Annotated in this window: 21 protein-coding genes; 6 read left to right on the top strand and 15 right to left on the bottom strand. The window is 44.0% G+C overall.

The features are described 5' to 3' along the window. The first annotated feature begins 63 nt into the window (after positions 1-63). The 3 genes from pheS to AC3IRT_RS01400 all read left to right on the top strand — a co-directional run bounded on the left by pheS (position 64) and on the right by AC3IRT_RS01400 (position 2,228). On the top strand, positions 64-1,104 hold the full coding sequence (gene pheS / locus AC3IRT_RS01410) for a phenylalanine--tRNA ligase subunit alpha (RefSeq protein WP_489394764.1): 1,041 nt from the start codon (positions 64-66) through the stop codon (positions 1,102-1,104). A gap of 52 nt (positions 1,105-1,156) precedes the next feature. Next, positions 1,157-1,732, top strand: a complete 576-nt coding sequence (locus AC3IRT_RS01405) for a TetR/AcrR family transcriptional regulator (RefSeq protein ID WP_116775130.1) — start codon at positions 1,157-1,159, stop codon at positions 1,730-1,732. Positions 1,733-1,808: 76 nt separating this feature from the next. Continuing rightward, complete coding sequence (locus AC3IRT_RS01400) at positions 1,809-2,228, top strand: nucleoside-diphosphate kinase (protein ID WP_489394763.1); 420 nt, start codon at positions 1,809-1,811, stop codon at positions 2,226-2,228. Between the two features lie 93 nt (positions 2,229-2,321). On the opposite strand, the gene ybeY is transcribed toward AC3IRT_RS01400, so the two are convergent. Further along, positions 2,322-2,759, bottom strand: coding sequence for an rRNA maturation RNase YbeY (gene ybeY, locus AC3IRT_RS01395; RefSeq protein ID WP_489394762.1), 438 nt, complete (start codon positions 2,757-2,759; stop codon positions 2,322-2,324). Further along, positions 2,759-3,175, bottom strand: coding sequence for a Holliday junction resolvase RuvX (gene ruvX, locus AC3IRT_RS01390; protein ID WP_489394761.1), 417 nt, complete (start codon positions 3,173-3,175; stop codon positions 2,759-2,761). The genes ybeY and ruvX overlap by 1 nt, the downstream gene beginning before the upstream one ends. 136 nt (positions 3,176-3,311) lie before the next feature. Between ruvX and def the strand changes: the two genes are divergently transcribed. Next, positions 3,312-3,935 carry a peptide deformylase gene (gene def / locus AC3IRT_RS01385; protein WP_489394760.1) on the top strand — a complete coding sequence of 208 codons (624 nt, stop codon included), beginning with the start codon at positions 3,312-3,314 and terminating at the stop codon, positions 3,933-3,935. Position 3,936: 1 nt separating this feature from the next. Here the strand turns inward: def and AC3IRT_RS01380 are convergent, their stop codons facing one another. From AC3IRT_RS01380 to dcd, 5 genes are all read right to left on the bottom strand, one after another. Continuing rightward, entirely contained in the window at positions 3,937-4,980 is a 1,044-nt protein-coding gene (locus AC3IRT_RS01380) for a glutaminyl-peptide cyclotransferase (protein WP_489394759.1), read from the bottom strand. A 66-nt stretch (positions 4,981-5,046) separates the two neighbouring features. After that, the gene (locus AC3IRT_RS01375) at positions 5,047-5,403 is read right to left on the bottom strand and encodes a YraN family protein (RefSeq protein ID WP_489394758.1); all 357 of its coding nucleotides are present in this window, start codon (positions 5,401-5,403) and stop codon (positions 5,047-5,049) included. Positions 5,404-5,412: 9 nt separating this feature from the next. Next, positions 5,413-7,389, bottom strand: coding sequence for a DNA primase (dnaG, locus tag AC3IRT_RS01370; RefSeq protein WP_489394757.1), 1,977 nt, complete (start codon positions 7,387-7,389; stop codon positions 5,413-5,415). A gap of 35 nt (positions 7,390-7,424) precedes the next feature. After that, positions 7,425-9,371, bottom strand: coding sequence for a polysaccharide biosynthesis protein (locus AC3IRT_RS01365; RefSeq protein WP_489394756.1), 1,947 nt, complete (start codon positions 9,369-9,371; stop codon positions 7,425-7,427). Between the two features lie 39 nt (positions 9,372-9,410). Next, positions 9,411-9,947 carry a dCTP deaminase gene (gene dcd / locus AC3IRT_RS01360; RefSeq protein ID WP_116775578.1) on the bottom strand — a complete coding sequence of 179 codons (537 nt, stop codon included), beginning with the start codon at positions 9,945-9,947 and terminating at the stop codon, positions 9,411-9,413. Positions 9,948-10,049: 102 nt separating this feature from the next. On the opposite strand from dcd, the gene AC3IRT_RS01355 reads away from it, so the two are divergent. Together AC3IRT_RS01355 and dusB are read left to right on the top strand one after the other, a co-directional pair. Then, the gene (locus AC3IRT_RS01355) at positions 10,050-10,694 is read left to right on the top strand and encodes a 4'-phosphopantetheinyl transferase family protein (protein WP_489394755.1); all 645 of its coding nucleotides are present in this window, start codon (positions 10,050-10,052) and stop codon (positions 10,692-10,694) included. A gap of 37 nt (positions 10,695-10,731) precedes the next feature. After that, a complete protein-coding gene (dusB, locus tag AC3IRT_RS01350; RefSeq protein WP_489394754.1) occupies positions 10,732-11,733 on the top strand; it encodes a tRNA dihydrouridine synthase DusB in 1,002 nt (333 codons plus the stop codon). A gap of 21 nt (positions 11,734-11,754) precedes the next feature. Here dusB and AC3IRT_RS01345 read toward each other — a convergent pair whose 3' ends face one another. From AC3IRT_RS01345 to AC3IRT_RS01310, 8 genes are all read right to left on the bottom strand, one after another. Then, complete coding sequence (locus AC3IRT_RS01345) at positions 11,755-14,316, bottom strand: hybrid sensor histidine kinase/response regulator (RefSeq protein WP_489394753.1); 2,562 nt, start codon at positions 14,314-14,316, stop codon at positions 11,755-11,757. Between the two features lie 80 nt (positions 14,317-14,396). After that, positions 14,397-14,741, bottom strand: coding sequence for a response regulator (locus tag AC3IRT_RS01340; protein WP_489394752.1), 345 nt, complete (start codon positions 14,739-14,741; stop codon positions 14,397-14,399). A gap of 13 nt (positions 14,742-14,754) precedes the next feature. Continuing rightward, positions 14,755-16,119: a hypothetical protein gene (locus tag AC3IRT_RS01335; protein WP_489394751.1), complete on the bottom strand. Its 1,365-nt coding sequence runs from the start codon at positions 16,117-16,119 to the stop codon at positions 14,755-14,757. A 161-nt stretch (positions 16,120-16,280) separates the two neighbouring features. Further along, on the bottom strand, positions 16,281-17,048 hold the full coding sequence (locus AC3IRT_RS01330) for a sulfite exporter TauE/SafE family protein (RefSeq protein ID WP_489394750.1): 768 nt from the start codon (positions 17,046-17,048) through the stop codon (positions 16,281-16,283). A gap of 178 nt (positions 17,049-17,226) precedes the next feature. Continuing rightward, positions 17,227-18,540 carry a dicarboxylate/amino acid:cation symporter gene (locus AC3IRT_RS01325; RefSeq protein ID WP_489394749.1) on the bottom strand — a complete coding sequence of 438 codons (1,314 nt, stop codon included), beginning with the start codon at positions 18,538-18,540 and terminating at the stop codon, positions 17,227-17,229. A 24-nt stretch (positions 18,541-18,564) separates the two neighbouring features. Then, positions 18,565-20,100, bottom strand: coding sequence for a lipopolysaccharide biosynthesis protein (locus tag AC3IRT_RS01320; protein ID WP_489394748.1), 1,536 nt, complete (start codon positions 20,098-20,100; stop codon positions 18,565-18,567). Next, complete coding sequence (locus AC3IRT_RS01315; protein ID WP_489394747.1) at positions 20,101-20,379, bottom strand: acylphosphatase; 279 nt, start codon at positions 20,377-20,379, stop codon at positions 20,101-20,103. Positions 20,380-20,464: 85 nt separating this feature from the next. After that, complete coding sequence (locus AC3IRT_RS01310) at positions 20,465-21,637, bottom strand: amidohydrolase family protein (protein WP_489394746.1); 1,173 nt, start codon at positions 21,635-21,637, stop codon at positions 20,465-20,467. Between the last annotated feature and the right edge of the window lie 116 nt (positions 21,638-21,753).

The raw sequence follows: 21,753 nt of genomic DNA, 5'->3' as shown, positions 1-21,753 counted from the left end.
ACAGATTCTTGTTGCAACACAGAGGTGCAAGGAATTTTTAATATTTTCCAGTATCTTTGAGCCATGTTGCAAGATAAAATAGCGCAGTATACGCAGGAGATTCAGGAAAGTTCATTGACCAATACAGCCGAGATTGAAGCATTTCGCCTCAAATTTTTGGTGTCTAAAGGTATTGTAAAATCCCTATTTGAAGAATTTAAATCGGTTTCGACCGAAGAGAAACGGACGCTTGGAAAAGTATTGAATGAATTCAAAATCCTGGCAGAATCTACGCTACAGAACGCGATTGACTCCGTGGGCGACGCTAGCGACAGTCAAGAAAAGGCTTTCGACGGTGATTTAACGCTTCCGGGCGAAGGATTCCAATTTGGTTCCCGTCATCCGCTTTCTTTGGTTCGCAAGGAAATTGTGGAGATCTTCAAAAAATTGGGTTTTATCGTAGCAGAAGGGCCAGAAATCGAAGACGATTGGCACAACTTCTCTGCACTGAACTTCCCGCCAGAGCATCCCGCTAGAGATATGCAGGACACGTTTTTCATCAAAAAACAAGATGGAAACGACATCGCGTTGCGCACGCATACTTCCTCGGTACAAGTTCGTCTGATGCAAGCTGGTCAGCCGCCTTTCCGTGCGATCATGCCGGGAAGAGTATTCCGCAATGAAGCGATATCTGCGCGAGCACATTGCTTTTTTCATCAAGTAGAAGGTTTGTATGTAGATGAGAATGTATCATTTGCCGACTTGAAACAAACGCTCTTTCACTTTGTGCAGGAATTATATGGTGAAGGTACGAAAGTGCGCTTCCGCCCTTCTTATTTCCCATTTACAGAGCCTTCTGCAGAGATGGACATCTCGTGTACGATCTGTAAAGGTAAAGGTTGCCAACTTTGTAAAAACTCAGGTTGGGTAGAGATCTTGGGCTGTGGCATGGTGGATCCTAATGTGTTGGAAAACTGTGGGATTGACTCCAAAAAATATAGCGGATTTGCTTTTGGTATGGGTATAGAGCGGATCACCAACCTCAAATACGAAATCCGCGACCTGCGTCTTTTCTCTGAAAACGATACGCGGTTCTTATCCCAATTCGAAACAGAAATCTTATAACAAAGTAGCGCGACAAACGTTATAAACATCCGCCAAAGTAAAGCGCGACCTTATGGATACGGATATTATTGTAAACAATATTAAGAAATCTGCTCGCGAGCTGTTTAGGCGATATGGTTATAATAAAACCAGCGTCAACGAGCTCGCCAAGCATGCTAATGTGGCAAAAGCCACTTTTTACAAGCATTTCAGCAGCAAAGAGCTCATCCTGCACGCTGTGCTGATGGATTATATCCAAGAAAACGTACAGGATATTCTGAGTAAAGAAGTCGGTCAACAGGATTTACGCACCTTTCTAGCAAAAACGATTCTTCGCGTAAGTCGCGTCACGTACACGGTGTGTAATGAGTTTATTGGTTGGGAGTTTATCCGTGAATCGGCCAATGCGCAAGAATACCTCAAAATTCTATCCGACGATTTGGAATTTCTGCTACTCAGTTCCTTTATCCAAAATGAAACAATTGGTGCTGTCGTACCGGAGGAAAAGTTGACGTTTCTGATCAAATGCAGCAAGAACATTGTATTCTCCTTTGCTTTTACGGCAGTATCTGACGCAGATGTCCGCAAGAATTTCATCTCTTTCCAAAAGGATATGCTGCCGCATTTAGTGGCTGCTACACTCCAGTAGACAGCGAGCAATTTGTCATAGAGCTACGCTTTTTTTCGCTGTCAAATTCATACCTTTGCATAAAATTTCACCCAATATGGCAACTAACAGAACTTTTACGATGATTAAGCCGGACGCAGTAGCAAACGGACATATCGGAGCAATCTTGAATGACATTACCGCTGGCGGTTTCAAAATCGTAGCGATGAAATATGTACACCTTTCAGATACAACAGCAGGTAACTTTTACGCAGTACACAAAGAGCGTCCATTCTACGGAGAGCTAGTACAATTCATGACTTCAGGTCCCATTGTAGCGGCTATTTTGGAAAAAGAAAATGCTGTAGAGGATTTCCGTACTTTGATCGGTGCAACCGATCCCGCTAAAGCGGATGCGGGTACAATCCGTAATAAATATGCAAAATCTATTGAGGCGAATGCGGTACATGGTTCCGATTCGGACGAAAATGCTGCGATCGAAGGAAATTTCTTCTTCTCGCAATTAGAGCGTTTCTAGTCGAACCCGTTTATAAAACAGAAGGCCTGAATTGCATAATTCAGGCCTTCTGTTGTTATTAGCTAACGCAACTCGTCAAAACGAGAAATCATATTAGGCGAATGCTCTCGTACCCAAATAATGATCTTCTTTGGCAGTCATTAACTTTTTGTCCGCTGCTTTTTTATCCAAGTACCCACAAAGGTGTAGCACACCGTGGATAATCACGCGATGCAACTCATCGCTCTCCGGCACGCTAAACTTTTGCGCATTATCCTGAATACGATCTACGGAGATAAATATATCTCCAGCAACTACATCTTCGTCTTCTGAGCTATCAAATGTCACGATATCGGTAAATGTATCGTGATTTAGATATTGTTTATTGATCTCTAACAGATACTCATCCGAGCAAAAGATAAAGTTCAACTCCCCAACACGGCCAAAGCCTTCGGCTTTGATGGTATCAGCGATCCATTGACGCACCTTTTGCTTTTGTTTTAATGTAAAGTCGATCTCTTCGACGAAGAAAGTAATATCTTTTAATGCCATTAGTAGATGGATTTGCTATTCATATAATCTTGTAAGATGATGGTGGCCGACAAGGTGTCAACCGTCTCTTTGTTCTGTCTTTTCTTGCGGTTCATGCCGCTCTGCGAAATAACGGCTGACGCCATTTTGGACGTAAATCGCTCATCAATCTCCACGACCGGTATGCTTGGAAATTCCCGTTGCAATCGCCTCGTAAATCCAACTACGTGCTCCGCCGATTGAGAATCGGTACCATCCAGTCGCCGCGGTTTGCCGACGACAAATGTAACCACCGCTTCGCTTTGCAAGTACTCGTGGAGGAACGGCCACAATTTGTCGGGATGCAACGTCGTTAAGGGATTAGCGATGATCTGCAACGGATCTGTCACGGCGACACCTACTCGTTTGGTTCCGTAATCGAAAGCCATTATACGCATATCTTTTTTTACAAAAATACGATTTAAATGCTAGGATGCCAGACTGAGAAAAAATCTCTACATTTGATAAACTAATCCACACGCTATGCATCAGGCTATTATTATTCTACTGTGCATGATCCAGACCAGCACGCTTATGGCACAAAACATTTCCGCGGAGCAAAAAAACGTATCCACTTTTGCGGCACACGAACGCAAGCTCATCACCGAGGGAACAGGAACGATGCACGTTTATTTGGTGACAGATGAAAAGGAATTGGCCGTATTGACGACGATTTCGGAGGATATTAATCCGACTGATCCGCTCGTGCAAAACCTCGCTGCGCGCATGCTGGCGACGGTACAAGATGAAGCGCATGCGGGCGTCGGGATTGCAGCGCCACAAGTAGGCATCAACAAAAACCTGATCTTAGTACAGCGCTTTGACAAAGCCGGTGAACCGTTTGAAAGTTACATCAACCCAAAAATCATCTGGCGATCTACTTTACTGCGCACTGGCGCAGAAGGTTGCTTGTCTATTCCAGATCGTCGCGAAGAGGTGGAGCGTAGCTACGCGATTCGTTTACAGTATGCTGTACCAACTGGCGATATCATCGAAGAGAATGTGGAAGGTTTTACCGCGGTAATCTTTCAACATGAAATTGACCACTTGCATGGCGTTTTGTATCCAGACCGTGTGGACGAGCAAGAAGCTGCGCCCAGTAATTCTTTAAATTCAGCAATAAAATTCTCTGCCAAAGACGGCGCTCCGCGACTATAATCTATCTCGGCGACAGACGCACTTCAAATAGTTTTGTCCAGTCTTTTCCAGTTACGTAGAAGGTTTTGGTATTGGCATTGTAAGCAATACCATTCATTTCATTGTTTACTGGTTGACGCTCGCCATCATAAAGACCTACAAAGTTAATTTTTCCCTCTACGACACCCGTTTCTGGATTGATGATAACCGCTTCGTCGCGATCAGCATAATATAGGTTTGCATAGATCTTGCCGTCTACATATTCCAATTCATTCAGGCTATCGACAGGTCCACGATCGTCAAACACTTCAATTGATCCTAGCTCGCGGAAAGTAACTGGATCCACAAAGTATAAGAAGGAAGATCCATCGGTTTTGATCAACCGTGTGCCATCGTAGGTAATGCCCCAGCCTTCTTGCTTTGGATTGGTATAATCAAAGGTTTGTAATCGCTTTAAGCTAGATTTGTCATACACAAATCCAACTCCGCTTGTATAGGTCAAGAAGATAATTTTATCACCCACGATAGTCATTCCTTCTCCAAATAGCTCCCCGTCTAAATCGGTTTTTTGAATCACATTGCCGGTTTTCAAATCGACTTTGCGCAGAGAAGAGCGCCCTTGCATCCCCGTAGATTCGTACAAGACACCATTTTCGTATTGCAATCCTTGGGTAAAGGCCTTAGGATCGTGCGGATAGGTATTAAGCACTTCGAATTGATATGCTGTAGCTGCCGGCGGCACAATGAGGATATTGGTATACGCGATATCTTCTTTGCCTCCGTAGTATATTTTGGCACTTAAGCTGCGATTACCATAATTAAATTGATTACTATCGAATTCTACCGCCGTGGTATCTGTCTTGCTTGCCAGCAAAGCTCCATCTACCGAATATACAATTGAGTCCACGGTCTCTTCTGGGAACCGCAGTGCTAATTGTAGCTTCTCCCCTTTCAATACAGATGTGCCCGCTTCCGGTGTTACAAATTCGAATCTTCCTTTTTGACTCTTACAACCTACTAGGAATAAACAGGCGGATAATGCTATCGCAAAAGCTTGGTATTTCATATGTGTATTTTTTTTGACGGCTAACTACTCATCTTAGATCTTAGTTCAAAAATCTTGTTAGCGCTACTAATATTGCCAAAAGGCATCTTTAATATGTTCTATTATAACTTCATCTTCGGAAATGATGGATACAATATCAAATCGTATTTCTCCCTCATGCCCATATTTTGCGAGATAAACATTCGCCAGCCGAACTAGGTTTTTTTGCTTGGCATAGTTCACGGATTCTTCCGGATAGCCATACCGCAACGAAGAACGGGTTTTGACTTCTACAAACACAAGGATGTCACCATCCTTCATGATGATATCGGCTTCCACATGTTTGTGTCGCCAATTTACCGTAAGTATTTCGTAACCACAACTCCGAAGATAAGCTTGTGCGCGTTGTTCGCCAAAATCGCCCTTATCTTTTTTTTCGGTCATGCAGTAGTTTTATTTAACGATCGTATTGCCGAGGTACACGCCCAACATCATTTCCATATCCTTGTATTTCTTGTATTTGGCCAACAAGATTTCCATGTCGACAGCCGATTGCGGCGATTTCAGCTCTTCCCGAATATTTTGCAATTCCTGCTCTACCTTCCTTTTTTTGAGACGGTAAACGGTTTCGGTCACCAAGCTTTTCAGATGATCAATTTCTGTGGTGACATGGATCTTGCGTTTATCGTCGTTCCAGTTTGGACTAAGCTCATACCTCGTGGCGATGAGCGTAACCGCCAAATCAGAAACGCCGGGGTGCTGATCGGAAATAAAATGTTTGGCTTCGGGTATATCGAAGGTGACCATTTTCTTTTTGAAAACATCGAAGATGTATGCACTGGCCGGATCTTCGAAACTAATATCATCAAAGTTATTGATGAGATACGGCGCAATCGGCATGTTCTCCACTTCTGGATCCCAAGTAACGAGTTCGTTGCCGTAGTTTAATAATATGCGGATCAATTCTCTTTCCTGCAATATTTCAGGCGATAGCTTAGTGCTTTGCGGTGCGGCTTCCTGTTGTGGCATTACAGCACCTTCATCCGAACCCATCATCGCAGCAAAGAATTCTGCCGGAGGCTGATCGCCAGCGCTAGCAGCCGCCTTTTTCTCCTTGGCGGCCGACTTATTGATGCGCATTTTGTTTAATTCCGATAGGAGAATCCGCTCCTCCATATCCAACAAAGTGCTACACTGACGGATGTAAAGCGACACCTTTATTTCGTCGGGTATTAACGAAATACTTTCGACTACATCCCGAATTACTTCGGCTCTCTTGACGGGATCATTCCCCGAATCTTTCAGGAGAATATTGGTTTTGAAAAACACAAAATCCTCGGGATGCTTATCAATATATTCCTTAAAATGTGCCGAGCCAAACTTCTGCACATAGGAATCGGGATCGTGCCCATCGGGGAAGAGCAAAACTTTGACATTCAATCCTTCTTCGAGCAGCATATCGGTACCGCGCAAAGACGCTTTGATACCGGCCGCATCGCCATCGTACAGGATAATGACATTTTTGGTGTATCTGGAGATCAGGCGAATCTGGCCGCTGGTGAGCGATGTACCAGAGGAAGACACCACATTTTCTACGCCTGCCTGATGCATGGAAATCACGTCGGCATAACCTTCTACGAGGTAACAAACATCGGCATCAGAGATCGCTTTTTTGGCCAAGTTAAGGCCATATAGCACATCGGATTTGTGGTAGATCTCACTTTCGGGTGAGTTCACATATTTCGGTACGCTCTTCTCGGTCTTGAGCGTTCGTCCACCAAATCCGATGGCGCGCCCCGTGACATTGAAGATTGGGAAGATCACCCGACCGCGAAAGCGATCGTACATACTTTGATCTTCACGCTGGATGGCAAGGCCAATTTCTTTGATGTATTCTTTCTGAAATCCGGCATTCTCGGCCGCAGTGACCAAAGCTTCCCATTTATCGGGCGAATAGCCCAAGGCAAACTTGCGGATAATATCTTCGCGGTAACCGCGCTCTTTGAAATAGGACAAACCGATGGAACGGCCTTCTTCCGAATCCCAGAGTTGATCTACGAAATACTGACCTGCCCATTTGCTGAGCACGAATAGGCTCTCGCGTTTATCTTGCTTGGCCATCTGCTCGGGCGATCGCTCGACTTCTTCAACCTGTATATGGTATTTGTTGGCCAAGTACCGGATCGCCTCTGGATACGAGAATTTTTCGATCTCCATCACGAACTTGAGCGAATCGCCTCCCGCGCCACAACCAAAGCATTTGTAGATACCTTTGGCTACCGAAACGTTGAAAGAAGGCGTCTTTTCATCGTGAAATGGGCAATTGCCAATTAAGGAAGTGCCACGTTTTTTTAGGGGTACAAAGTCGCCTACGACTTCGTCTATGCGCGCCGTATCCAGGACTTTGTCTACTACCTCCTGCTTGATCATACCCGAATGTACTAAGGATAACTAAAAAGAAAAAATTAATGTTTTTGCACCGCTTCGTTGTGCGCGTTTGGAACATCCAGATCCATAAATTTGGAGTTCTGCGATGTAAATTCTGGCACCAGCGCTTTAACCCGTCGCACTAAGTCCATTTGATCTTTTTCTGGATCTGCGTCGTGTACAAAAATGCAGAGGTCATCGATCTGCATCATACTCGTTTGTGCATCTTCGCTATTCACTAATGAAATCATAATCTTCTTATGATGCGTTTGTATGGTGTTTTCGTCACTAGCTAGCAGTTCCTCGTAGATCTTCTCGCCTGGGCGTAAGCCCGTGTATTTGATTTGAATATCTTCTGGATAACGGTATCCTTTGAGAAGAATCATGCGCTTGGCCAAATCGGTAATCCGAACGGGCTTGCCCATATCAAACACGAATACCTCACCACCTTTGCCCATGATTGCCGCTTCTTGCACCAATTGGCAAGCTTCGGGAATGGTCATAAAATAACGCGTAATATCATGATGCGTAACAGTCAGTGGTCCACCATTTTTCAATTGTTTTTCGAATAACGGAATGACCGAACCATTAGAACCCAACACATTGCCAAATCGAGTTACGATGTAGTTGGTGGCGCTTAATCCATTCAAGGCAGAAACGTAGATTTCGGCAATCCGCTTGGTCGCGCCCATCACATTGGTCGGATTCACTGCTTTATCGGTAGAAATCATCACAAACTTATCCACGCCATATGCACTAGCAAGATCGGCTACGATTTTCGTGCCGTATACATTGGTGCGTACAGATTCGTATGGATTATGTTCCATCAATGGCACGTGCTTGTATGCTGCCGCATGAAATACGATGGCAGGTTTGTATTTTTTGAACACGCTATCCATGAATTGCTTATCGCGTACATTGCCTACAACAAACGCACTATCCGAAGAAACAAGGTGCTTTAGCTCTTGTTGTAGATCATACAAGGGCGATTCGGCCTGATCCAATACGATCAATTTAGCTTCAGTATTCATCGCAATTTGTCGGACCAATTCGCTTCCAATCGATCCTGCCCCTCCGGTGACTAATATCACGCGACCCGCCAACGCTTCGGCAATTATGGGATTATCCAACTGAATAGCAGCTCTGCCCAGTAGATCGGCAATCTGTAATGGCCGTAGCTGATTCACCGCGATCTGGCCCTGCAGCATTTTGGCAGAGGATGGCAAAATCTTTATTTTCACTGCACAGGCTTCGATCATCTGCGTGATGTGATTTAACCGTTCTTGATTATTATCATCCAGCGCGATAATCACTTCGTCGACATTCATATACTGCACGGTATCTTCATTGAGCCGATTGATGTCCAAAATTTTATATCCGTGAATCATCTTACCAATCCGCGACGAATTATCATCGGCAAAGGCCACCACTTTGTATTTCTGCTTGATATCGCCCCGCAAAATATTGAGCGTGATCGCGCCCATATTTCCTGCTCCAACGATCAATACCCGAGTCAGTTTACGTCCGTACAGAAAAAGGGATTCATAAACCGTACGATAAAATACGCGCGCTGCCACCAGTGCCACTGTGGTCAAAAACGCGTGCATAAACACCACTGCATGCGATAGTCGGAGAAATTGGCCCAACAGCTCTTCTCTTTCCAGCGTATTGCGCGCTATCAGCGAAATCACTACCAGTACGCCCAATGCACTAAAGGTGGCAACCATAATCCGACCTGCATCTTGAATACCGGCCTGTCGTACGATACCGCGATACGTACGATAAAAAACGAAGGAAATCGTGTATGCTACTGTGACGGTAAAGGCTTTTTGAAACATCAGCTCGTAATCAAATCTTCCTTTGGAACTATTGATCATGTAACTGGAGAAAAAATAACAAAAAAGCACAATCGTGATGTCGATGAGTAGAATCACCCAACGAGGATTGTCTTTACGAAATCTTTTTGCAATGGATAGAATCGCCATGAAATGGTAATATAAGAAAGCTTTAGCGTATTACTCGAGCTAAAAGGAGTTCTTCCACATCATGCTTTCGACTGGTCGTACGGTTTTAGTGTTGTATTTAGCATTTCCTTTGGTATTGTAAAGTGTCTCGATATCACCTTCTACATCAAAGTAAATTAACTGTCCAATAGGCATTCCAGCATAAATACGAACCGGTTGAGCTACGGAAATTTCTAGCGTCCAGGTATTGCAAAAGCCAACATCACCTTTACCTGCGGTGGCATGAATATCAATACCTAATCTTCCGGTGCTAGATTTTCCTTCCAAAAACGGAACATGCTTGTGCGTTTCGGTGTACTCCAGTGTTACCCCCAAATACAAGGTATCCGGCTGTAAGACAAAACCATCTTCCGGAATTTCAAAATGATCTATCTCGTTGTGTTTCTTTGCATCCAAAACACGATCACGATAGGTAGCAAGGTACTTGCCCAAGTGTACGTCGTAAGAATTGGTACCAAGGCAGGTACGATCAAAAGGTTCAATGACTATCGTGCCCTCTTCAATCTCTGCCAGTATTCGCTTATCAGATAAGATCATATTTTCTCTCGTTAAACCCGACATTAGGAAAATAGCCGGGCATCAAAAATACATCATTGAATGATATTCAGCAAATTTCACTTTTGTTGCTTATTTTTGAATATGGGATTAGTCTATCTACGGGAGCTCGATGCAGACTCTAAATTTGCGATTTGGAAAATTGAGGAAACAGCTGACGAGTTATTGTCCTTTCTACAACTCAATGACGTCGAGTCACATACGCTAAAAACCTTAAATAAGGGACAGCGTACATTGCACTGGTTGGCTACTAGAGTGTTGCTACGGCAATTGTTACAAACGGAAGAATATATTCAGTGCGTACCAGACCCAAATGGCAAGCCATATCTCCCAGATTACCCCATGCAGATCTCACTTACACATTCTTTTGACTATGCCGGCGCCATGTTGAGCAACAAAGGAGCGTGCGGTATTGACCTAGAACTGGTGAAAGATAAGATAGAACGGATCAGAGAGAAATTTCTTCGGCCAGAAGAACTTGCTTTTATTCCTGCTACCCTGAACCGCATCGAACAGCTGTATGCGTGCTGGTGCGCAAAAGAGGCTGTGTATAAGTTGCAAGGCAACAAAGGCACTTCCTTCTACCACAACATGACGATCTTACCTTTTGAATACACGCCGCAAGGCGTGATGCAAGTTCGCTTGGAGGCGCATGGTACGTCGCACGTTTTTGATGTCTACTACGAACGCTTCAACGACTACATGCTAGGCTATGTAGTAGGACCTTAACATCCTGAAATAAAATATTTCGTATCTTTGTGCCGCTATGTCGGTAAAAATTGGAGATCATATAGATTTGGGCGCGTTCCCGCTATTACTTGCACCTATGGAAGATGTAAGTGATCCGCCGTTTCGCTTTGTTTGTAAGCAAAATGGGGTGGATATGATGTACACCGAGTTCATCTCATCAGAAGGATTGATTCGCGATGCGGCCAAGTCACGTCAAAAATTAGACATATTTGAGTACGAACGCCCGATTGGGATTCAGATCTTTGGCTCTGAAATCGACCACATGCGCATGGCCTCAGAGATCAGCTCTCAAGCCGGACCAGATCTGATCGATATCAACTATGGTTGCCCGGTCAAGAACGTAGCTTGTCGTGGTGCAGGCGCCAGCCTGTTGCAAGATATCGATAAGATGGTCGCTATGACTAAAGCCGTCGTTGAAGGCACGAATTTGCCGGTAACCGTCAAAACGCGCTTAGGCTGGGATGACAACACGAAAAATGTGTACGAAGTTGCCGAACGGCTGCAAGACGTGGGCATCAAAGCGCTTTCGATTCATGGTCGCACCCGTGCACAAATGTATAAAGGACAAGCAGATTGGACGATGATCCGGGATGTCAAGAAAAATCCGCGTGTAAAAATTCCAATTTTCGGAAATGGTGATGTGGACTCCGTGGAGAAAGCAGCGGCATGGCGCCAAGAATACGAAGTAGATGGCATTATGATTGGCCGTGCTGCGATTGGTTATCCGTGGATCTTTAGAGAGATCAAACACTTTTTTGAAACGGGTGAACACTTGGATGGCCCAACCATCAAAGAACGCGTTGATGTGTGCAAAACGCATTTGACAAAATCCATCGAGTGGAAAGGCGACAAAACGGGTATTTTTGAAATGCGCAGACATTACGCCAACTACTTTAAAGGCATTCCAAATTTTAAAGAATATAGAATGCGCTTGGTGAGCCTCCCTACGCTGGCTGAGATCTTGGAAGTACTGGAAGAAATCGAGCATCAATTCGATGCGGAACTTACGTTCTCCTAACCGGAATCACAAAACTGTTTTCTAGCCGATTGGCTTAAACCGATCGGCAATATATTGCTCCAACAGGTGATTGACCTCGCTCCAATAGGTGAGCAATTCTTCGGCCTCCGTCATTTTATCTTCCTGATTAAGTAAGGCCTTTTCCAGTGGTTTTACGGGACGAATTTCCTTGACTTTAATCTGCGCGAAGCGCGAACTAAGCTTATGCACCAATTCTCCTAGAGCGACCGTATTGCGCTCACGCAGATAACGCATACCATCTTGTAACATGGTGCTATTGCCTTGCTGCAACTCCTCCAATACCTCTTCCAGCATAGCATCATCCCCCATCGTGAATGCCTCTAAATCTTCGAGATAAAACATCGGTTGTGATGAACCATTGGAAGCAAGACCAGACTCTTGCGGTCCAGATGTATCCCAAGCCACCCCTAGGATTTCGGTGATCGACTTCAAGAGTTTGATCTTTAAGATTGGCTTGGATATGTATGCATCATAAGCTTCTAACTCATTTTTTTCTTCGTCGTTCAACAATACGTTGGCGGTAGACGCAATCACTTTCTTTGGCCGCGCGCCATCTGCCGTCAAAGCTGCAAGCAATTCGTGTCCCGTCATCTCCGGCATTTTGACATCCGTGATGACTAGATCATATTTACCCCCTTCTTGCTTCAAGTGCTGGTAGGCCTTCAGTGGTTCGTTTATAGAAGATACATTTGCCCCATACTCGCTCAAGATCATTTCATACAGCTTCGTGATAAGTGGATCATCATCGACACAATAAATTTCTTTTCCTTTCAGCAAGGATTTTGACAAGCTAGCAATTTCATCTTTAGACACCGGTGCATCTGCCTTTTTCAAAGGCAAAAAGAGGTGGAATGTAGAGCCCTCTCCTACCTTGCTTGTGACCGAAATAGTTCCGTCTAGTTGTTGCACCACTTTTTTCACCAAGCCCAAACCTAGTCCAATGCCTTTAGATTTGTTCTTGTATGTACCAATTTGTTGATATTCTTCGAAGATCCGATTGATGTTAGATTCCTGAATCCCGATGCCCGAGTCGGCCACATCGATATTCACTTCGTAAATTCCATCTGTCTCTACTACACCGGCAGTTAGTTTGACAAAACCCTTATAGCTAAACTTAATCGCATTGTGGATTAGGTTATAAATGATCTGCTGAATACGGTAGGGATCTGACGCTACGTAGAATGGTTCTTGCGGCAGGATGTACTGCGCTTCCAATTTAGCATCTGCAATCATATTGACCGTATTATCTTTGATTTGTTGCAGCAGCTCGGTCAGATCAAACACGTTATCCGAGATCTCAATGATGCCCGACTCGATCTTGGCACTATCCAAGATTTCGTTGGCTACGTTGAGCAGGTGCAGCGAAGATGACTTGATGGAGCGCGCCTTGGTATCCGACGCGTCAAGCAATTCGGCGTAGCCAATGATCGATGTAAGCGGTGTCCGTAGCTCGTGACTCATCGTCGTCAAAAACTGTTGCTTCGCAATTACTTCTCGCTTGGCCTTCTCTTCATTATTCAATATCTGTTCCTGATATTCCTTGTTCTTATTGATATCTCGGCCTACCAGGAATACCAGTAAGAAACTCAACACCGCAAATGAAACAATGACAACGATGATGGTATGCTGGAAATTCTTGGAGAATGCGGCCGTGCGACGCGCCTGCTCCATCGTCTGATTATTCTCCTGAAAACGCAAATCATTTAAGATCTGCTCGAGATCCATCGTGATACGAGCACTTTTCTGATAAAGCTTAACCTCATTTTGATTAATTCGCTCCATGAGCTCCAGCTCATCCGTATAATAATTCGTGAAAGCATCTTTTATAACCTCGGTCACCCGATCTTCTGTGGGTGGCAGATCGACACGTTCGACCACGACGGTATCTGTCACCGTGTGCACAACCGTATCCGAGATGGTTTTATAGGTTTGCTGCAGCACCTTCGGTTCTGACCGTGCTGGCTTTGATTTTGAAAATAACCTCTGGAAGAAGCCTCTCTTTTTATCACCAGTGGCTTCCTGCTGGAAAAACATACTATCTGGGATATTTCGCCTGCGGATTTCTAGCGAGATACGATCCACAATATTGAGCGAATCACTAGAACTAAAGGTATCCAGCTTCGCTAATAGATCCTCCTCTAAGTTATCGAGAACCTCCAACTGTTTTTCACTACGCATGGATTTCAGCACGCGAAACTCATTCTTTATCTGTTCTAAGACCACCGGAATCGAGTCTAAACCTCGAATATCCGCCGAGTCTAGCTCACTTGAATAAAGTGACCGTAATTGGCGTATATTATCTCCGATAGAATCGATCAGCAGCACGTGCTGGCTGTCGAAATCTTCCGCAGGGTGTAGACTTTGCGTGTAAAATACATCATTGAGGCGATGTAAATCAGACGTGATCTGTCGAAAAAGCTCCCATTTCTTATTCGGATTGGACAATTGCGCTACACGATCCGTGAGTTCAAACAGGTTATTGATCGAATAAAAGCCTATCCCGCCGATACAGAGTGCCGACAGCATAAGAATGAAGAATATCTTGCTTTTTAATGAATTCACGGACGAGCAAATTTATGTAGCCATATAGTAATCGCATGGCACTGCTAGCGCCATGCGATTAACATGAAATGAGAATATTTCTATTTCAGAAGTTCCAGTAGCTCTGAGGGATTGAAAGGTTTGTTAAGGAAAGTAGTGACGCCCAAAGACTGCGCTTCTTCTCGCAATTGCTCATCGAGCATGCGGCTCATCACAATCACTTTGCTTACCTGTGTATTTTCTTTGATCCAACGTACCAGATCGACGCCGTTCGTATCTGGCAAACGGTAATCCACCAGTGCTACATCAAATTCCGTTCGTTGTAATTGCTCCTTCGCAGAAGCACCATCTGTAGCCTGCGATGCTTGATGCCCGTTTTTGTTCAAGTAATTACTTACAAGCTTACAAAACATCAAATCATCCTCTATAACCAATACATTGTTCATATCTTTCTCTTGTTTAATCAAACATTCTTTTAGCTTGTTGATCTATCGTATAAACGGCCATACAACTTTGCACAAAACCTTCAATCAACTCATCCAGACCAAGACCTAATATACCGAAATTTTTAATATCGAACAAGATCAGGCGCACGTCGTCGTAAGACCAGCCGTCGGTATTCTTGACCGACAGATTAGTACCATACACTTCCCAAGAGTCCAGCCCTTCTGGCAAAGGTTGATTAAGTGGATACTTAGATTTACGAGAATAAATGGCTAATGGCCTCATCCCTTTATCTGTAGCATGCACCATCATCCGTGCGTCGAAGGCAAAGCTTCGGTTCTTGGTATCTGGCAAGGTACCTATATGGTAAAAGGCATTTTCGAACTTTTCGTTTGCATTGCTGAAAATTAATTCCTGAATGAGGTATTTATCATCTGGATTGACCGATAGCGCTTGGTACGCTTTATCAAACTCCGCTTGCGAAGTCACCGTGTACACACCTTGTCCTGCATTGCTATCCGGAACTTTTATGACCATGCTTCCTTCCAGTTGATCGTAGTACGAAGCCAATTCACCCAGTGATACATCTAAGAAAGTTTTGGGCACGTAAATCTCCAATCCATCCTTCTTAAATTCTTGGTTGAAATCTGCATACGCTTTGTAAGCGGCACTTTTGTTTCGGCCTCCGGCCAAACAAGCTTCGATAGGATTCAATAGCAAGGTTTTGGATTTCTCCGGAATGCGATCCCAAGGATGCTGCGTAACATAGCGAAACGCCGCTCTAATTGGCACCCAATTGCCTTGCTCATCTTGGATATGCAGTTTACCGTTCTCAAACTTCACAGATTCCGTATCGCTTGATTTATATTCTGCCAAATACACGGGCTCACCAAACACATCGGCAATCGCCGAAGCATAGCCCACATTTTCCATCGGATTCTTATCGTAGATCAGCGCGAGTGCGCCCGTCTCTTCGTGTGCATCGACAATCGGCTTGAACGTATCGTTCATCAATTTGTAATAGCCCCCACTTTCTGGATCAAACTCTGGCAATGGCATCGATTTCTGACCCGATGGGCAAGAGTTGGTTTCGATAACTACGAGCTTTTTCTGGCCCTTGCTATTCACCACGTGCATCAAGTCGGTACCCGCCCATTTGAAATACTTAGGCGTGTAATTAATCACCTTCTCTAATGCTTCACTTTGCACATGCGGATTTAAGCGCACATAGCGCTCCACTAGCTGATGATTGTTTAGATTTAAAAAATAAGACACCAATGGGTGTAGGTTGGAGTTCAACGCGCGTGGATACCAGTGATCCGCCGGCTCGAAATCTCCCGGCTCTACCAAATGAACCCCTTTAGAAATGGACAGTTTCATATATATAATTTTGTCTTTTAACGGCCTTATGCACTATCTGAATGTGCTGCATGCATAATGTATATAGCAATCGCAGATAGCACCTATCTAACTTTTTAATTTTTCATAGTCATATATCCTGCTTATGATCTTGTAATGCTCATAAGCATACTTCATTCCAATTAAATGGATACATCCGACAAATACGAAAGGATGTATTCTTTGTTTTTAATCAACATATAGATACCACTCAGGACCATACTAGACACCACGATCATGCGAAACATGTATTCGGAAATGCGTCCTAAAAGCTTGCGCCCGAAGTAGACGCCAACCATGGAGGCCGCACCAACGATCAATCCGTATTTCACAATTTCACCATTAATGAGCCCTAAGGCAGCATAGCTGATGATTTTAGTAACGTGTAATAATATCGCGTTAGCAGAACGGGTTCCTAACAGTGCTTCTTTGGACATGCCGTACTTGAGGTATGCCGAATTCATCAACGGACCTACGCCACCAATCAATCCCGAAAGAAAGGAAACAACCAATCCCATGGGCGCAAAATGCCAGGCTTTGATCGATTTTTTATTTTCTACTTCCGTTTTTTCTGGCGCTTTGAATTGCACGACAGTAGAGACCAGAAACAGCCCGATGATAACCTGTAGCAGATCTGTGGGCACTTCGGCCAACAGGCGCGCCCCAATCACCGACCCGATAACAGTAGAAGGAAAAAGCCATTTAAATAAATGCCAATCGATATCTTTCCAGAAGAAAAATGTTTTAGAAACGCTGCTACAAGCGATTCCGATCGTCATGATCGGCGCTACACCTTGCACACCGATAAATGCTGCGATGATCGGCATGACTAACAAACTGGCTCCTCCACCGCTGAGGACACTTAAGATAAACGTTATGATAACCCCAATAATGAGGAATATTAAATACATATAAACGGGTTTGATTCTGCCACTATGCTGACACAAGAATCAAAAATGATGCCTTTTAGGTAAAATAGAATAGGCTAGAATAGCCAATCAATCGTTTCAGCTATGTTAAGCGCGTATTTACCGTAAAATGTTAACGTTTCTTAACTTTATGAGAAAATTATAATGCTTTGCATAAGGCTTAGGTTAGCCTTTCGGTATTCACCCCATCCAATGCGTCATGCAACTGCTGAGAATCCAATTGCTTTTCCCAGCGCGCTACAACAACCGTTGCGACTGCATTGCCCACCAAATTGGTCAGCGCACGGCATTCGGACATAAATTTATCCACGCCTAAGATCAAAGTCATACCCGCAACAGGAACTTCGGGCACGACGGCAAGCGTAGCTGCCAAGGTAATAAATCCAGCTCCAGACACTCCAGCCGCACCTTTGGAACTGAGCATCGCGACCAAGAGCAAAATAATTTGCTGATCCAACCCTAGCTCGATGTCACAAGCTTGCGCAATAAATAACGCGGCTAAGGTCATATAGATATTCGTGCCATCCAGATTGAAGGAATAACCAGTCGGCACAACAAGCCCGACAACGGGTTTTGCACATCCTGCCTTTTCCATCTTCTGCATCAAGCTGGGCAAAGCTGATTCGGAGGAACTAGTGGCTAACACTAACAGCAATTCATCTTTCAAATACCGCAACAGTTTAAAAATGTTAAAACCATTGTATCGCGCTACCGCTCCTAAAACCACTGCGATAAAGAAGAAAGCCGTCAGATAAAATGTGAGCACCAAAAACAGGAGGTTGGACATCGCACTCAAACCGTACTTGCCGACGGTGAAAGCCATCGCGCCAAAAGCACCCACTGGAGCCAGTTTCATCAACATGCTGACCACTTTAAAGATCGGGAAAGAAAGTGCCTGTAGAAAATCGTACACCGGCTTACTCTTATCGATGGTCGTAGCGATGCCGATTCCAAAAATAATAGCGGTAAACAGCACTTGTAAAATATTCGTACCGGTGAGTGGACTAACCAAAGTTTGAGGAATGATGTTCATGACGAACTTGACCAAGGAAGATTCCTTGGCGCCAGCCACATATTCCGAAACGCTATCCACATCCAAACTTTCGGGATCAATATGCAAGCCGTTGCCCGGCTGAACGAGGTTGCTCACGATGAGTCCGATGATGAGTGCAAGCGTAGAAAAAGTAAGGAAATAAATGAATGATTTCCCGGCCACACGGCCAACCTTCTTCATGTCATTCATCGAGGCGATGCCCAATGTCACGGTGATAAAAATTACTGGCGCAATAATCATCTTAATGAGCTGGATAAAGCCATCACCTAAGGGCTTTAAGGATTCGCCGACATTAGGATAAAAATGACCTAAGAGCACACCTGCCGCTATCGCAAATAGTACCTGCACATAGAGCAGCTCGTAAAATCTCTTCTTACGAATAGGTTTATCCACACGTATATCTTGCGGCTCGATGGGCATGCGATTGGGTTTAAATTTCAGAGATTACTTCGATGGCTGACTGGAGGCTTTAACAGCTCCTTTCCAGAGGCGCATAATCATGGCCTTTTCGCTAATCGCTACCACAGCGATATATAACAGCAGCAACACATTACACCACCAAAAATTGCTATTTAATGGCCCTTGCATAATCGCAGACAATATAATAGCACTTAGTAAATATAAAGAAATCTTACCAACCGTGTAGGGAATGGGATAGTTTTTCTGCCCCCAGAAATAAGACAACGAAATCATACATAGATAGGTCACAGTTGTACTTAAGGCTGCTCCCACATAAGAATAACGTGGTATGAAAATAATGTTCAGCACGATAGTGACGATAGCTCCAATCACCGATATATATAGACCATACCGTGTCTGATCGGTGAGCTTGTACCAGATAGAAAGGTTCATGTAGATGCCTAATAAAACGTAGTTAAACATCAAAACAGGCACAATAAAAAGCCCTGACCAGTATTGCGCCTGCTTGATAGGGTCTTTCGCACTTAGGTAGTACTTTACCCAATCTAGATTAGCACACATAGCCAGCATACCCACCACCATAAATACAACGAAATAAAGCATGATGTTGGCGTACGTTTTCTTGGCATTTTCATTTTTGGCGTAGGAGAAGAAGAAGGGTTCGGCTCCCAAACGGAATGCGGTTACAAAAAGACTGATAAAAACGGCGATCTTCGACACAGCACCATAAATCCCCAAATCGACTTTACCCGATGCGCCCTCAAAAAGATGGGGAAACATCATCTTATCCAAATGTTCGTTGATAATAAAAGAGATATTGGCTATTAAGATCGGAAAGCTGTACCACAGCATACTTTTAATAAGTGATTTATCAAGTCGCAACCGAAGACTGAAAATTTGAGGCAGTAGTAATAGCAATGTGGACATACTGGCGATGAGATTGGCTAAAAAGATATTGCCTAACACCCAGTCTGCCTGAAACCAGCCTGCGAAAAACATCCGCCAGAAATCGCTATCTGCAATAAGCTGCGGAAAGAAGAACAGAAAAAGTAGATTAGCACCGATATTAACAGTGATATTTAGAATCTTCAGCGCACCGTATCGCATGGCCTTACCTTCGGCACGTAGCTTCGCGAACGGAACAACGGCAAGTGCATCGGCAATTAGAATACCCAAAAACAATTGAATGTAGGTACTATAATCTGCGGATTCTCCCCCCTCATTGAACCAAATCGCGATATTATCTTTCGTTAGATAAATGGTAATCCCTAAGAACAAGGAGGTTAACAAAGTCACAAAAAAAGCATGATCAAACACCTTTCCCTTTTCTTCAGGTTTCACTTTTTGCAAATATCTGAAAAAGGTCGTTTCCATACCGAAGGCCAGAAGCGCATTGAACATGGACATCCATGCGTACAAGTTGGTATAAACACCAAATGCGGCTGGCCCATTAAGCCTATTAACAAAGATGGGGGTCAAGAGAGCATTGACCAGACGGGAGACAATGGTGCTAAAACCATAGATAATTGTGTCCGTCAAGAGCCGTTTGATACCTGCCACCTAGCGCTGTTTTTTGAATACTTCAAAATTGTGGCATGCCTTTGGTTCGACTTCCACGATCTGTACATCTTCTACCGCCGCATAATCTGGCCCTTCCCAGCACCATTCTTTCATGCTTTCTAGGGCAAAATCATCCCCCACGGCCTCCAGAAACACAGAACCATCGGCTTGGTTGACGACATAACCTTTGACGCCTAATTGATCTGCAACGGCTTTGGTAGATGCCCGAAAATGCACGCCTTGTACTTTACCCGTTACGGTGATATTCCACTGTTTCATGATTACAAATATAGGGGGACATTTTCAATTTAATCCCATTCATTTTGCAACCCGATAAAGGTATCGCAGTTATTTCGAAAAAAGATTAAACAATCCGTTGTACTTCTGATTGTTCGGTGAGTGACAAACTATCCAAATCCTTAATTAGAAGTAATCCAGGAGATTTACCAACTTCTAAAGAACCATACTTATCCTCCAAGCGAAGCGCCATGGCGCCGTTGATCGTGGCCCAAGCGATGGTGGTTTCCAAAGACAAGTCTGTAAACTCCCGATGAATGGTTTTCAATTCTTCTAAAATATCCAATGTATCATTAGAGGCCAAACTATCTGTACCAATCATAATCCTCTGCTTGCTGAGTACGAAGCTTTGTATTTTTGGCAAGCGACCTTCTATATATAAATTGGCCTTTGGGCATACACAGTAGTATACATCCCTTCCGATTCGAGTCACATAATCCATATCTTTTGGGGCGGTATAGGTATTATGTATCAATAGCACCCGATTCTCCTCCGGCAAGAATTGGATGCTATTTTGCAAAGCATTCTTGCCATTGGGCATGACGTGTTCGTGAGATATGTTATTTTCTTTATAGAAATCTAGAAATGCACCTTGTTTGTAACGAAAAAACTTATTTTCTTCGTCACTTTCCTGATTATGGATACTGAATATATTATTTGCATCCACCTTACTGGAAAGCGATCGCAACAATTTTTTGGAGCAGGAATAGGCGGCGTGCGGCGTGATCGAAGTGCGCTGCGGTTCGAATTCGTATTCCGTATCTCTTGCTTGATCTACTCGCTCATCGGCTACCGCCGGATCAAAACCCATCAATTCTACAAACGTATGGTATAGGATCGGACTTTTCGCTTTCACGGTCGCTGAAACAGGAGTATTCACATGATCGCCAACTACTTGTATTCCCTTGGCATACATGTCCTGATCTGCTTCGATCATAGCTTGCATAATATCCTCTTGCGAAGCGCCTCGCTCCGACATCACCGTGCTCAGGAACTTAGGTAATCCAGTACCCAGAGGCACTTTGCCTCTCATATGAGAAAGTTCAAGATGGCAATGCCCGTTTACAAACCCGGGTATCAAAACACCCTCATAGCGGGTCAATTCTTTATCTTGAAGTTGTGGATCGGCAGGGTGGTAAACCCCGATAATGAGGCCCTTTTCATCCAAAGCAACAACTCCTCCTTTTATGACTGGAGAAGTGACGGGAATAATGTAATCCGCAGTATAGTAAGTTATCATCTAGCGCAAAAATGAGTTTATGTGAAGAAATAACCCTCCACCCTTGTAATCAAACGTAAAGAAAACTGAGCGAATTTAAAAATTAACGGTGCTCAAAAATTTGCTACTTCTGAAAT

This window comes from Sphingobacterium sp. KH_072, from assembly GCF_057837975.1.
The sequence above is the reverse complement of the archived record's forward strand: the minus strand, read 5'-3'. Positions and strand labels throughout refer to the sequence as shown.

What these genes read in the sequence shown, in the direction of transcription:
- pheS (WP_489394764.1), top strand. Translation starts at nt 64, where the DNA reads ATGTTGCAAGATAAAATAGCGCAGTATACGCAGGAGATTCAGGAAAGT.
- AC3IRT_RS01405 (WP_116775130.1), top strand. Translation starts at nt 1,157, where the DNA reads ATGGATACGGATATTATTGTAAACAATATTAAGAAATCTGCTCGCGAG.
- AC3IRT_RS01400 (WP_489394763.1), top strand. Translation starts at nt 1,809, where the DNA reads ATGGCAACTAACAGAACTTTTACGATGATTAAGCCGGACGCAGTAGCA.
- ybeY (WP_489394762.1), bottom strand. Translation starts at nt 2,759, where the DNA reads ATGGCATTAAAAGATATTACTTTCTTCGTCGAAGAGATCGACTTTACA.
- ruvX (WP_489394761.1), bottom strand. Translation starts at nt 3,175, where the DNA reads ATGCGTATAATGGCTTTCGATTACGGAACCAAACGAGTAGGTGTCGCC.
- def (WP_489394760.1), top strand. Translation starts at nt 3,312, where the DNA reads ATGGCACAAAACATTTCCGCGGAGCAAAAAAACGTATCCACTTTTGCG.
- AC3IRT_RS01380 (WP_489394759.1), bottom strand. Translation starts at nt 4,980, where the DNA reads ATGAAATACCAAGCTTTTGCGATAGCATTATCCGCCTGTTTATTCCTA.
- AC3IRT_RS01375 (WP_489394758.1), bottom strand. Translation starts at nt 5,403, where the DNA reads ATGACCGAAAAAAAAGATAAGGGCGATTTTGGCGAACAACGCGCACAA.
- dnaG (WP_489394757.1), bottom strand. Translation starts at nt 7,389, where the DNA reads ATGATCAAGCAGGAGGTAGTAGACAAAGTCCTGGATACGGCGCGCATA.
- AC3IRT_RS01365 (WP_489394756.1), bottom strand. Translation starts at nt 9,371, where the DNA reads ATGGCGATTCTATCCATTGCAAAAAGATTTCGTAAAGACAATCCTCGT.
- dcd (WP_116775578.1), bottom strand. Translation starts at nt 9,947, where the DNA reads ATGATCTTATCTGATAAGCGAATACTGGCAGAGATTGAAGAGGGCACG.
- AC3IRT_RS01355 (WP_489394755.1), top strand. Translation starts at nt 10,050, where the DNA reads ATGGGATTAGTCTATCTACGGGAGCTCGATGCAGACTCTAAATTTGCG.
- dusB (WP_489394754.1), top strand. Translation starts at nt 10,732, where the DNA reads ATGTCGGTAAAAATTGGAGATCATATAGATTTGGGCGCGTTCCCGCTA.
- AC3IRT_RS01340 (WP_489394752.1), bottom strand. Translation starts at nt 14,741, where the DNA reads ATGAACAATGTATTGGTTATAGAGGATGATTTGATGTTTTGTAAGCTT.
- AC3IRT_RS01335 (WP_489394751.1), bottom strand. Translation starts at nt 16,119, where the DNA reads ATGAAACTGTCCATTTCTAAAGGGGTTCATTTGGTAGAGCCGGGAGAT.
- AC3IRT_RS01330 (WP_489394750.1), bottom strand. Translation starts at nt 17,048, where the DNA reads ATGTATTTAATATTCCTCATTATTGGGGTTATCATAACGTTTATCTTA.
- AC3IRT_RS01325 (WP_489394749.1), bottom strand. Translation starts at nt 18,540, where the DNA reads ATGCCCATCGAGCCGCAAGATATACGTGTGGATAAACCTATTCGTAAG.
- AC3IRT_RS01315 (WP_489394747.1), bottom strand. Translation starts at nt 20,379, where the DNA reads ATGAAACAGTGGAATATCACCGTAACGGGTAAAGTACAAGGCGTGCAT.
- AC3IRT_RS01310 (WP_489394746.1), bottom strand. Translation starts at nt 21,637, where the DNA reads ATGATAACTTACTATACTGCGGATTACATTATTCCCGTCACTTCTCCA.